Origin of the sequence: Oxynema aestuarii AP17 (assembly GCF_012295525.1) — a bacterium.
GTDB classification, from domain to species: Bacteria; Cyanobacteriota; Cyanobacteriia; order Cyanobacteriales; family Laspinemataceae; genus Oxynema; species Oxynema aestuarii.
Window position 1 is genome coordinate 6,133,528 of the sequence record NZ_CP051167.1, and the last position, 13,306, is coordinate 6,146,833.

General features: G+C 54.1%; 8 protein-coding genes. 3 read left to right on the forward strand and 5 right to left on the reverse strand.

The features are described 5' to 3' along the window. Positions 1-74: 74 nt before the first annotated feature. Both HCG48_RS24525 and HCG48_RS24530 read right to left on the reverse strand, forming a co-directional pair. On the reverse strand, positions 75-938 hold the full coding sequence (locus HCG48_RS24525; RefSeq protein ID WP_168571522.1) for a M28 family peptidase: 864 nt from the start codon (positions 936-938) through the stop codon (positions 75-77). After that, positions 939-1,826, reverse strand: a complete 888-nt coding sequence (locus tag HCG48_RS24530) for a PhzF family protein (protein WP_168571523.1) — start codon at positions 1,824-1,826, stop codon at positions 939-941. A gap of 175 nt (positions 1,827-2,001) precedes the next feature. Here HCG48_RS24530 and HCG48_RS24535 point away from each other — a divergent pair, with 175 nt between their 5' ends. Continuing rightward, positions 2,002-3,330, forward strand: coding sequence for a septal ring lytic transglycosylase RlpA family protein (locus HCG48_RS24535; RefSeq protein WP_168571524.1), 1,329 nt, complete (start codon positions 2,002-2,004; stop codon positions 3,328-3,330). A 67-nt stretch (positions 3,331-3,397) separates the two neighbouring features. On the opposite strand, the gene trpE is transcribed toward HCG48_RS24535, so the two are convergent. The 3 genes from trpE to HCG48_RS24550 form a co-directional block, all read right to left on the reverse strand. Then, complete coding sequence (trpE, locus tag HCG48_RS24540; protein ID WP_168571525.1) at positions 3,398-4,930, reverse strand: anthranilate synthase component I; 1,533 nt, start codon at positions 4,928-4,930, stop codon at positions 3,398-3,400. 258 nt (positions 4,931-5,188) lie between these two features. Beyond that, on the reverse strand, positions 5,189-5,617 hold the full coding sequence (locus HCG48_RS24545; RefSeq protein WP_168571526.1) for a photosystem I reaction center subunit II PsaD: 429 nt from the start codon (positions 5,615-5,617) through the stop codon (positions 5,189-5,191). A 175-nt stretch (positions 5,618-5,792) separates the two neighbouring features. Then, positions 5,793-7,862 (reverse strand): DICT sensory domain-containing protein, encoded by a 2,070-nt coding sequence (locus HCG48_RS24550; RefSeq protein ID WP_168571527.1) that lies wholly within the window; start codon positions 7,860-7,862, stop codon positions 5,793-5,795. A gap of 339 nt (positions 7,863-8,201) precedes the next feature. On the opposite strand from HCG48_RS24550, the gene HCG48_RS24555 reads away from it, so the two are divergent. Both HCG48_RS24555 and HCG48_RS24565 read left to right on the forward strand, forming a co-directional pair. Further along, positions 8,202-10,223: a serine/threonine-protein kinase gene (locus HCG48_RS24555; protein WP_168571528.1), complete on the forward strand. Its 2,022-nt coding sequence runs from the start codon at positions 8,202-8,204 to the stop codon at positions 10,221-10,223. 184 nt (positions 10,224-10,407) lie between these two features. Next, positions 10,408-13,134: a WD40 repeat domain-containing protein gene (locus tag HCG48_RS24565; protein WP_168571529.1), complete on the forward strand. Its 2,727-nt coding sequence runs from the start codon at positions 10,408-10,410 to the stop codon at positions 13,132-13,134. The last annotated feature ends 172 nt before the right edge of the window (positions 13,135-13,306 follow it).

Here is a 13,306-nt window from a genome sequence, read left to right on the forward strand (position 1 = left end):
TTTAGGTGAAAAATCTTTATATTTTAGGGTGGGGCGATCGCGATCGTTCGATCGGATCGTTTGGCGCCACTCTTTTATAAGTTCTGCAAGCTGCACGTTAATCCGTGACAAACTTGCGCTAAAAAGTCGAAATTAAGGTTGGCGATCGTGTCGCTGGGTTGATGGTAGTGGGGATTTCTCAAATTGGCGGTGTCGGTCACCATCACAGCGCGATATCCCCGGTCCCAAAAGGGGGCGTGGTCGCTGCGGCGGGTATCGGGAACGAGAAAACCGCGCCCGGGGACGCTCAACCACTCGCAGGGTAAATCGGTTTTTCGGATCTGACGGGAAAGGGCGATCGCGTCGCCAATTGCAGGCAAATTAGCAATTAAGGCGATGAAGTTGCCGCGATCGGGATAGAAATAGTTTAAAAATGCAGGGTACGATTGGGAACCGGGGGTTTCATCGCAATAACCGAGCATTTCTAGGGCGATCGCCAAGCGTAGAGGTTCGCGTTTTTTCCACAAGTATTCCGCATAAGCACGACTGCCTAACAGTCCGGATTCTTCTAAATCAAAGGCGACGAAACGGAGGGGAAATCGAATCGGTGTGGCGGCGAAAAACCGGGCGAGTTCGAGTAAAACGGCGAGTCCAGTGGCGTTATCGTCGGCGCCGGGAGAACCGGGCACGGCATCGTAATGAGCGCCAATTAAAAGGGGTGGGAGCGAGTGAGGGGCGTCAGGACGGGCGGGAAGATTGAGAATGAGATTTTCGTGGGGTTGTCCGCGCACGCGAAACCGGTGAGTTTCGACGCTTCCCCACTGTTGGAGACGATCGCGCAGATATTGGCGCACGTAAAAATGACCCCCCGTGGCTAGGTAGGGGTCGCGATCGCGGGCGACTTCGACAAGGTGCGATCGTAACCGGGTTTTAAGCTCACTTAAGTTACTCGTACTCACTTATCCCCACGTTCCTCGGGCGATCGCCACGACCCGACCGCCGACATGTACCGAGATCGCCTCCGATGTTTTACGGGCGTTCAACAGCAGCAGGGAGGGGCGATCGATTTCGTAGCCTTGATCCACGCGCACGTCGATCGCCTCTGTCCCAAAATACTGATTTTGGACTAAATACGCCGCCAGACAGCCGTTAGCGCTGCCCGTTGCCGGATCTTCGGGAACACCCAACAAGGGGGCGAACATCCGCGCGCTTAAATCGCTGTCCTTTTGGTAGGCTTCCGGCGCGAACAGCAAAATTTCGCGAGCGTCGCTGCTGGCGACGACGTCGCTATAGCGGTCGAGATCGATTTTAGCGCGTTTGAGGGCGTCGAGGCTGGCGAGCGGGGCGATCCAAAAGGGAATCCCGGTGGAGACTTCTTGAACGGGAAAGCGGGGATCAAAATCTTCGATCGCCAATCCCAAGGCGGGGGCGATCGCCTCAATCGATAACTGACGGTGAAACGTGGGCGCATTTTGTCGCATCCACAAGACGTCCGGTTTCCCTTCTCGATAAGAAAATTGGACGGGAATTTGGCCGACTTTTAAATTCAAATTCACCGTCTCCACGGGGTTGCGAATCATTTCTTGCTGAAGAATGAAAGCCGTTCCCAAAGTCGGATGTCCGGCGAACGGTAATTCTTTTTTCGGGGTAAAAATCCGGACATCGTAGCCGCCATTGTTAGGGCGATCGCAGAGAATAAACGTGGTTTCTGAATAATTGACCTCTCGGGCGATGCGCTGCATTTCTTCGTCGGTGAGAGAGTTGGCAACGGTCAAGACCGCCAGTTGATTGCCGCTATATTTTTCTTCTGCAAAAACATCGACAATGTAAAAATTTAGGGACATCATTCGAGCCTCTTCTCATTCAGTGAAATCGAGTGCTATCAAGGGATCGCCGACTCAAAAGGGACACGAGAGGCTGGCTCGTCGATCCCAACTCCCTCTTGATCTTCGATAAACATCGATATACTCTATTACGAATTAACCGCAAACGCGAATCATTTCTTATCAAGAAAAAAAGGTTATGTCATTTTTGGTATCCCTCGGAATTGCCTCTTGTTTGAGTTGTGTATTTTCTTCTAGTGGAGAATTATTGACTTCTCCGAATCCACTGGGCAACCCCCTAAAGGGTGATGTTTTTTCCGCGATCGCTCGTCCGGTAGACAGACGCAGAGAACGACATAATCGCTTGCAATTGAAAAAACGAAAGAGACGCCAATTGATTCGCCGAACGGGCGATCGCGTCAAATTGTTGGCCCAACAGCGATCGCGTTCCTTATTTCAAGGCAATTCCCAGGGGCTTGGGGTTCGCCAAACGAGCGCCAAACCTCAAGCCAACCCCAGTTCCGATCGCGGCATATGTAGCTTTTCGACGGCGGACTCGCGGGCGGGTCGCGATCGCGCCAATCCCTGGTACGAAGGGAAACCGAGCCGATCGCGAACGACGATCGAACCGATGAGTCGATCGCCGTTAGTACAGCACGTGTTCGAGCGGCTGATCGACCCCCATCGCGGCTGGATCGAACCCGTCTGGTCTCCCCGCCGTCCCGTCGAGGCGATCGTCGTCAGTGCGGATGAAGTCGAAATCGAGGACATGGTGGTCATTTGGGGCGATCGCCCCAATGCCTTACAAACCGTATCTTGGATCCCGGAAGTTCGCAAACCCGGTGCCCGACCGTCGCGCCCCTCCTCGGTCAAAACCCCCTTTCAGGTGTGGGTCAACGGCTATTTAATTGCTAAATTCCCCGATCGCCTGCGCGCCGAAATGTTTGCCCAACGCATCGAAGAGCTGATCGACGTCCCCGAAGATGCGGCTAAACTCGAACCGACCCTCGTGCGGGGTTTACCCGCCGCCCGGATTGGCGATCTCTATTTATTCGCGATCGATCCCGATTTGGCGAGCCATTTCAAACGCCATCGCGATCTAGTGGCGATCGAGTGGATCGACAATCTCCGCCTCGCCCTGGGCGCCCCTCGGCTCTCTATCTCTCAAGCCCAAGCGCAGATGTACGGCTTGGTCGAAACGTCTCAAAAACTGCGTGGAACCGCCTCTTGGTACGGCCCTTATTTCCACGGACGACTGACCGCCACCGGGGAAATTTTCGATCAAAACGAACTGACCGCCGCCCACAAAACCTTACCGTTCGATACCTATTTAAAAGTCAAAAACCTGCAAACCGGATCGGAAGTGATCGTCCGCATTAACGATCGCGGCCCCTACATCCCCCCGCGAAGCCTGGATTTAGCCTTGGGCGCCGCCCGTTCGATCGGTAGCGAAGAAGCCGGAGTCGTCCCCTACGAAGCCACGATCATGAAACCGGGTCAGAAAGTGGTTGCGCTTTCCGGGGACTAAGGACTCAGGAGGAAGGAATCGGGAAGAAGCGGGCAACAGGCCCGCACCGCAGACGCTTTCCCTGCTCTCAACTCAAACAGCGAATCGCTTCCAACAATCCTCGCGCTTTATTCAAGGTTTCCTCATATTCTTTTTCCGGGTCGGAATCGGCGACTAATCCGGCGCCTGCTTGCACGGAAACGCGGTGTCCTCGGTTGGGATCCGGTCGGACGACCATCGTGCGAATGGCGATCGCGCTGTTGAGTTGTCCCTCGAAGTCGTAAAATCCGTAGACGCCGGAATACGGACCGCGACGAGTGCCTTCTAATTCGTGAATAATTTCCATCGCTCGAATTTTGGGCGCCCCGCTTACGGTTCCGGCGGGAAAACAGGCTTTGAGTAAGTCCCAGGCGGTTTTCTCCGGGTCGAGACAACCGCGCACGTTACTGACGATGTGCATGACGTGGGAATAGCGCTCGACCACCATCAATTCGTCTACGCTGACGGTTCCCTTGCGGCAAACTCGGCCCAAATCGTTGCGTCCGAGATCGACGAGCATGACGTGTTCGGCGACTTCTTTGGGGTCGTCGAGCAGTTCGGTGGCGAGGGCTTCGTCTTCGCTGGGGGTGGCGCCCCGGCGGCGGGTTCCGGCGATCGGGCGGACGATCCCGAGGCGATCGCCCGTGGGAGAGCGTTCGGCTTTCACCATGACTTCCGGACTCGACCCGATAATCTGCCAATCTTGGAAATTAAAATAGGCCATGTACGGCGAAGGATTGATCAGACGCAGGGATCGGTAGAGCGCAAAGGGATCGCCGTCGTAGTGAGCCGCCAGTCGTTGAGACAGGACGACTTGGAAGATATCGCCGTCGGTAATATATTGTTTGGCCTTGAGGACGTTTTCGCAGAATTTCGCTTTGGAAGTGTTGCTCGTCCAAGCTAAGGCGTCCTCGGCGTCGGTGGGGCTGGTGGGTGGATGCCACTCCAGTACTGTATCTTTACCGGAGAGGGGCATTTGTAATTTATCGACGAAACGGCGGACGCGATCGCACGCTTGCTGGTAAGCGGTTTCTCGGTTGGTTTCCGGGTCGCGCAAATCTGCATAGGCGATCGCCCAAATCTTGCGCTTGACTTGATCGAAAATCAGTAAGGTATCCGCCTGCATCCACAATCCATCGGGTAAGTCGCCCTCGGCGGGGGGGTAAACGGGCACCCGAGGCTCGATCCAGCGAATTAATTCATATCCCCAAAAGCCGAATAAACCGCCGACGCCGGGAGGCAGTTCGGGTAATTGAACCGGATCGATCGTTTCGAGACAGCGCGAGAGGACCGCAAACGGATCGCCGTCAAAGGTTTCGATCGCCCCGTCCCGATGTTTCTGGGTGGTGCGATCGCCGCGCGCTTCGAGTACCCACAACGGATCGCAGCCGAGAAAACTGTAGCGTCCTAATTTCTCGCCGCCTTCGACCGATTCCAATAAAAAACTATACGGCTGACCGGAGCAAACCTTATACCACGCCGATACGGGAGTCTCTAAGTCCGCGACCCATTCCTGGTAAACCGGAACAAAATTGCCCTCTTTCGCCAGTTCTGAAAACTTGGAAAAACTCGGAAAAATCATAGTTTTAACGGGGATCTCAGGAGTCAGTAGGGACGATTTCCCATATCACATGTTTTGGTTTTTGTCAAGTTATCGGTTGTTTTTGTAGCCCAAACCGATAAGCAGCGATCGCCTGTCGCCGGGGTTCGTTGCCCTTTGAGGGCGCGAATAATAAGGAGGGTAACACAATTGTGCTACCCTCCTGCGATCGGATTTAATGGCGCAGTTACGACAGAAACCGCCACGAGGGCGGCAGTCTCAAGGGTTAAGCCCTAAGACTTAAGCGTCGTAAGTTTTCTTGCCACTAAACTTGAGTTTGGCGGGTTCGGGATTGCTGCCAATGTTGCGATCCACTTTGCCCATGAAGGGACGACCTTCATTGACTTTCTCGGGGAAGACGCCATCTTTGGGATGGAGATACTCGGTTTCACCGTTGGGGTAAACCCGGTAAATCTTGAAATCCTCAATTTTGGGCTTAAATTTGGTCCGCAATTGAGTTCCCAAAGCGAGACATTGCTCTTTGCGAGCTAAATAAAGGAGATTTTCACCTTCATTCATAATGGCCGCCCCACCTGTGGGCATTTCAAAGACCTGCTCTTTAGAGCTGGTCCAGGTGATGGCGTATTTTTCTTCAACATTAGCTTTGGTCAGCAGCCCACCTGTGCTACCGCCAAACTTTGGTGGTTTTCCTGTCAGAGTTTCTGCCATGAATGACTCTCTCTCTTATCTGAGGCGATTTTTAGGGAATCCTATCACTCACCCCCGTTAAATCTAACGACTTTGTAAGGAACTGTTACAGTTCTTAGAGAAATTTGGCGAGTCCGGACTCGGCGATCGCCTTGTCTGTAGGAGTCGCCGAGGGTTTTTAGCCCTTCTTTGCCTGTTAACGTAAGGTCGTCCGACGGGAGCGCGGATTTTTCTGAGATTTTTCTCGTTTCTTTCCTTTCCCGGAACTTTTCGAGCCAATTTCGCGATCGGAGGCGAGATCGCTGCCGGGGCTGCGGCTGCCACTTTCTACCGTCGGGATTGTAAAGTAAAATTGACTGCCGCAATCTTTCCCTTCGGACTCGGCCCAAATTTGGCCGCCCCAAGCATTGACAATTTGCCGACAGATGGCCAATCCCAATCCGGTGCCTCCGGTGGAGCGTCGCAGGGCGCCTTCTTCCTGATAAAAGCGGTCGAAAACGGCTTCGAGGCGATCGCCCGGGATCCCCCGTCCGCTATCGGCGATCGTCACTTTTAAAAAACTCTCGTCGAACGGTTCGGCGCCGATGGAAACCGTCCCTTCCGGGGGGGTAAATTTCCAGGCATTATCGAGCAGTTTTGACAGCACCTCCACCAACCATTCGCCGTCCGCCCGTACTAACGGCAAGTCTTCGGGGATCTCGACCGCAATCGTCGGTAAGGGATGCTCTTGGGACGATCGCGCCCGGACGCTACTCAAGGCCAATTCGATACATTCAGCCACGGGCAACACTTCCGGATTCCACTCCACCCGTCCGCTTTCCAACCGCGACAGGGTCAGAAAATCCTGCACCAGTTTTCGCATCCGGTCCGCATCGTCGAGGGCCGTACTCAGCATCACCTGGCGCAGTTCGGCGGGCATATCCGGATCGCTGGCGAGACTTTCGAGGCAAACTTGAATCGTAGACAGGGGCGTTCGCAATTCATGTCCGGTAATCGCGATTAAATTGCTGCGGGTCAAGTCGAGGGCTTCGAGTTGCTCGTTGAGGTCTTCGAGATTGGCGTAGGCTTCCGCTTGAATCAAGGCGACGCCGACTTGGGTAGCGACGGCTTCCACGAGGGCTAAATCCTCGTCTTCCCACTGTCCGGGACAGTCGCCGCATTGGTGCAACTCGACCATTCCCACGAGTTGATTTTGGTAAAGAACCGGAACCATCAACCAAGCGGCGATTTCCCACTGTTCGATGAGAGCTTGTAAGGTCGGCGAGTTTTCGATGCGGGGGTCGGTGGCGGTGTTTTCGACGTAAATGCGCTCTGCGGCGATCGCCACGTCGTCGAATAAGGGATTGTCTTGTAACGGCCAGGTTTGACCCGCGAGGGAGGCGACCGAACTGCCTAAAAATTCGTGGGCGATCGCCGCCGTGGCGTCCGTTGACTTGCACCGATAAATTAAACAGCGACAAGAACCCAAGGCTTGACCGAGTTCGCGGACGGCCACTTGGAAAATTTCTGCCGGATTGAGCGATTGGCGGATCGCCATCACGATCGAGTTGACCAGCCGTTCCCGGCGTTCTTGGGCCGCGATCGATCGATAGGTTTTTAACAACTTGTGCTGTCCCGCTTGCAGGTAAGTGACCAAACGTTGGGCAAACGGACCGGGATCGACATTTTGAAAGCTGCTTTCGACCTCGCGATCGCCCGACGACCCCCTCAACCCGTACAAGTCCAACGTAGACTCGATTTTGGCCTCTAACTCCGGTCGGTAAATGCGGATGCGATCGAGCAGCAAGCGCGCCACGTCCCCGGTCACCTGACGGTCAAACGTCCAAATCCCCTCAAAGCGACGGGCTTGGTCCATCCCGGGCGCCTCCGGAACTCGCAGGGGCGACCCTTCTTTCTCCCGACAGACCAAACAGGTCGCATAAGCCGAACTCAAAACGATCAAATGCCACTCTTGCGCCAGGGCATCATCCGGGTCGAAGGCGACGGTTTCGTGAACTTCAGAACTATTTTTAAAATCCGTTTCCGGCGCCGCCAAAATAAAAACCCGATCGCTTTTAGCGGCAATTCGCTTGTAGCGGTGGGCTTCTTGACGGTAAAACCGCTCTCTCTGGAAGCAAGCAATCACCAGGGGAGTCGTTTCCCCAGCCAAGACTTGATCTTCCATCGCATGAGACAGCGCGGTTAAAGAAGTTTTGAAATAAACTTGAGACCGGAGTCCGGGCCAGTGTTCGAGCAACTGGTCCAGTACGGAAGTAGCAATGCTCATGTAATAGTCTCTTTCAGTCCACTCTGGGCAAAATTTTGGTTGGATTTCGACTCGATCCCGATGGAGCTACCGCACTGCGCCGGACGCGCGCGATCGCGAGATGGCCTCTTTCCAATTCAAACACGAGTCCCCCTCGATGAAAGGAAGCTTTGCTCGGGTGTCGGCTATTTCCTTTATCAACTTATCGTACAAGAGGAGGCGGGGAAGAAGGGAGGAAGGAATAGGGAGTCGGGAGGAGGCACAAGTTCCCGACCCCTCCGAATCTAAACTCTAAACTTTAAAATCTAAACTCTCCCCGCCCCGAATCTAAACTCTAAACTCCAAAAATAAACTCTAAAAATGTCACTATGTCTCAATCCCAAATGTCCGCATCCTGAAAACCCGGATCGTCATCAATTTTGTCAGTATTGCGGGACGCGGCTGTTATTGGGAGATCCGATCGCCCGGTATCGTCCTTTACGGCAAATTGGGGCCGGGGGATTTAGTAAAACCTTCATTGCCCTCGACGAGTCCAACACGGGCAAACCCCAGTGCATTCTCAAACAACTTCGCTGGCGAGGTGAAGACCCCGAAACTCAGACCCACTTATTTTCCCAGGAAGTCGATCGCCTGCGAGCGATTGGCGAACATCCGCAAATTCCGCAGTTTTTAGATGCTTTCCAGGGGAGCGATCGCGATTACGTCGTTCAGGAGTTCGTCCCCGGTCAAACCTTAGAACAAGAATTGAGCGCCACCGGGACGTTTGACGAAAGCCAAATTCGCCAAATTTTAGAAGAATTGCTTCCCGTCCTCCACTACCTCCACCAGCACGATCTCATCCATCGCGATCTCAAACCGGACAATATTATTCGCCGTCAGGATACGCAACAGTTGGTTTTGGTCGATTTTGGGGCGGCGAAACAGGCGACGGCGACGGCGTTGGCGAAAACGGGGACGTTAATCGGATCGGCGGAATATACGGCGCCGGAACAGTTGCGGGGTCATCCGACGTTTGCCAGCGACTTGTACAGTTTGGGGGTCAGTTGCATTCATTTGCTCTCGGATCTCTCGCCGTTCGATTTGTTCGATCCATTTGAGGGGAAATGGAGGTGGCGCGATTATCTACTCGAACCCGTCAGCGATGAATTGAGCGAGATTTTAGACAAGTTATTGTGTTCTCACTTGCGAGGACGCTATCAATCGGCGCGCGACGTTCTCAAGGCGGTCGATCCCCGATCGCCGATCGCCCCTCCGGTGCGAAGACGACGGTCTCAATCGGTCTACGTCTCTCAACCCCTCGCGTCGCCCCCCGCCCCGGCAGCGACGCCAACGGTCCGCCCTCAGTCCGTCGAAGGATCTGCGCCCATTCCCGCCGTCCAAAGCGATCCGACCCTGCCGCCCGCCCCACCAGATCCGGCGCCGAAGTGGCAATGTGTGACGACGATCGCCCATCCGAGCGTGAGTGGTATTTGTGCGATCGCCCTCATTCCTCAAGCCCAGGCGATCGCCACGGCAGGGGGTGACGGGACGGTCAAATTTTGGGATCTCGCCACCGGGGAAGGGTTGCAGGAAATCCGCACTCAACCGTCCGGGCCGTTGGCGATCGCGATCGCGCCGGACGGTCGCTTGTTGGCCTGCGCTAAGGCAGACGGACGCATCGACTTGTGGCAGTTGTGGCAGTTGAGTCCCCAAGATCTGCGCCGGGGAATCGCCCCCCTTCTCGTCCGCACTTTATCCGGTCACACGAGTTTGGTGGGATCCGTTGCCTTCTGTCCGGACAAGCAGACCCTGGCCAGTGGCAGCCGCGATCGCACTCTCAAGTTGTGGGATCTCCAAACGGGTCGCCTTCGCCAAACCTTCGCGGAACACGGCGATCGCGTCACTTCAGTTGCCTTTAACCCGCAGTGGGCGACGGCTACCCCGGAGCGTTCGCACTACCTGGTTAGCTCAAGTGCGAACGGCGAAATCGCCCTCTGGCAAATCGATAAATGTGAGTTACAACATCTCCTCTACGGCCATCGAGGGGAAGTCTATGCAGTGGCGGTTTCCGGTGACGGACGCCATCTCGTCAGCAGCAGTTGGGACCGGACGGTCAAAATTTGGCAGTGGGGGGACGATCCTCTCGTGATGCCCGCCTTAACTCATATTTTAACGGGTCACGTCCTGCCCGTAGGGGCGATCGCCTGTTCTCCCGACGGTCAAACTTGTGCAACCGCCAGTCATGACAGCACAATTAAACTATGGAATCTCGAAACGGGGACAGAATTCGCCACGTTAACAGCACATTCTCAAAGTGTGGTCGCCTTGGCGTTCTCTCCCGACGGGACGACTTTAGCCAGTGGCAGTCACGACGGGACGGCGAAGTTATGGCGGTGGGGTTGAGGTTTCCCAAATGCCCCAGTTATCGCTTTTTTAAATCGGTCGTAAAATTAAAAAGAGACGGCCCCGATCGCCCCGCCTTCTTCCAAGAGGCCAGCCTCGACGATCGTTTAAAATTGACTGATGATTTAATCTAACCGATCCGACATCTAAACTCTAGAATCTAAACTCTAAAATCTAAACTTCTATGACTAAACGACATTGGCTTGATATTAGCGAAACGATCGCGATCGCCGGATCGATCCTCGGGACGATCGCCGCCACGGGAACCGGACAATTTGTGTATGCAGTGACGCCGTTAACCCTTGCGGTCGGCTTGAATTTGGCGAACCGACAACGGATCGATCGCGGCGATCGCTTGGAAACAGAAACGGCGATCGCCCATTTACACGAATCGATTCAATCTCTACCGGAAGCCACCAATCTAGAGGCGATCGAACGTCGAATGCAAGGGGTGGAATGGGAAGCACAACAACTCGTTTCCGAACGAAAAACCGAGATTAAAGATTTAAAACAAGACCTACGCGGCGAACTGGAAGCGGCGATCGCCCCGATTTACGATCGCCTCAATCCCCTGCAAGAAAATTTCGACGCTTTAGATGAATTTGTCGCCGATCTCGAACGGGAAACGAACGAACGATTTGACCGTTTAAAAACAGAAATTACTCAAGACCTCGAACAACATCTCGAAACAACTTTAGAAAATGCCCTTTCTTCCTGGGGCGATCGCCTGGAGAACTTAGAAAATCGTCCGGCGATCGATGCAGAAACTCAAGCCGAATTCGATCGGTTCAAGCAAACGATTCTCGAACAAACCCAAGAGGCGATCGATCGCGTTCACCAATTCATGGAATCGTTACCGCCGTTGCCGAATTTAGACGCGATTTATCGCCGTTTGGAACAACTCGACGCGATCGCCGACGACTGGAAACAGACTCGCGAACACCACGATCGCGCGATCTCAACCCTGCAAGCGGCGATCGACACTCAACAAGCGGCGATCGGGCCGCTTAAGGCTGAAATCGAGTCCCTGCAAGGCTTAGAACAAATCGACAGCGTCGAAAAACGCCTCGATCGTTTGGAAACGACCTTGCAAGAACTCGCCGAAACCACCAAATTGCAACTCGAACAACTCTCGGAACTTCTCAACCTCTCCGACGAGACCGCCGAAAGCGCCCAATTACACGATCTGATTAAATCTATCCCCAGTTCTCCCAGCCTCGAAGCCACTTACCAACGCCTCGATCTCCTCGAATCTCGCACGGAACAAATCGAACGCGAACGCACTCAGTATAGCGATCGCCTCGACGCCCACCAAGAAGATAACCAAGGCGCCATCTCCGACGTTCTCCAACGTCTCGCCAACGTCCAAGACCGCTTGGAACGTCTCGAATTCCTCGCCCAAAATCAACCGAGTTCCCCGCCGACTCCCCGCTTAAATTTAGCCGATCTCTCCAATGTATCGGTCACTCGCGACGAGTGGGACGACTGGGACGACGCTTGGCAAAACGAACCGACCCCACCCCCCGCCAGCGAACCGGAACCGCCGCCGCCTGCCACCCCTTTACCGGAATTAACCACATCGGCGCCACCGCCGCCACCTCCCCCCAGCGAACCGGAACCGACGCCACCCCCCGCCGCCAATCCCCATCAACCGCCCCCCGTTCTCAATCAATATCGGAAAGAAACCTTTGCAAATCCTGCGAAGTCGGCCCCGACCAACCGCAAGGATGAGGAAGAATTCGACGACGAATTCGGCGATGAATTTGGCGATGAATTTGGCGATGAATTTGGCGATGAATTTGACGATGAATTAAACGAAGACAGAACAGGAAAACGCAATTCAGGCGATCGCCCGTCTTCCGGTCAATTCCTCGGCGGCTTTGAATCTTCATTCGGTGAAATTGTCGGTGAAGTCGAAGGCTTTGTCGGCAATCTTTTTTCTAAAATTAAAACCCCGGAAGCTATTCCGATCCCGGGTAAAGGATCCGATCGCGTCGGAGACAGTGGGGGGAGTCATTGGAAGTGTATTAAAACTTTAAAAGCCCATGTGGATGCGGTGCAAGCGGTGGCTATTTCTCCCGATGGCGAACGCTTCGCCACGGGCGATCGCGATAATACGATCCGACTGTGGACGGTCGAAACCGGGGAAGAAGTTCGCGTTTTTAATGGTGACGAATGGTTTGCCACGGTTAACGCCCTCGCCTTCAGTCCCGACGGCGATCGCCTCGCTGGGGCGATCGGCGAAAATCTCTATATTTGGACGGTCGCAACCGGAGAAACATTACAGCTAATTTCCGGTCAATCCGCAACGATCGATAGCCTGCATTTTGTCAATAATGGTCGTCAAATTGCCACGGGAGATAGTCGCCATCTCGTCAAAATTTTGGATGTCGAAAGCGGTCGCGAAGTTCGCAGTTTGCGCGGTCATACCGAGGCGATTTATGCGATAACCATGACTCCGGACGAACAACTTTTACTCAGCGCCAGTGGCGATCGCACGGTCAAAATTTGGCAAGTCTACGATGGGGTAGAAATTAAAACCTTAAAAGGTTATTCAGAGGCGGTTCGTTGCCTCGCGACGACCCCCGACGGCGACACGATCGTAAGCGGGACGAGTGACGGAACTATCCGCGTCTGGAACCGCAAAACAGGGGCGGAAACGTTCCAACTCAACGAACATTTAGGGGGAATTACCGCCCTAGCGGTCACCCCCGACGGTGAATTTCTCATCAGTAGCAGTGAGGATAAAACCATGAAAGTTTGGCAACTGGAAACGGGGTTATGCGTGCAAACTTTACGCGGTCATTCCGATCGCATTAACGATCTGGCGATCGCCCCCGATGGCAATCATTTAATCAGTGTCAGTGGGGATAAAACGATTAAAGTTTGGAAAGCTGAATCGAAATCATGAGATCCGTTGTAATCCGTTGTCAACTGACCTGGTTTTCAGTTCGGAAAGATTTAAGTCCAGTGACGGCGACTCCGGGGAATCAAAACATACGCTAAAATTAAAGTTCACCCGATCTCGATCGCTGACGAGGGGCGATCGCCGATAGCGGATTAGTGAATGAGTTCGACTGTTA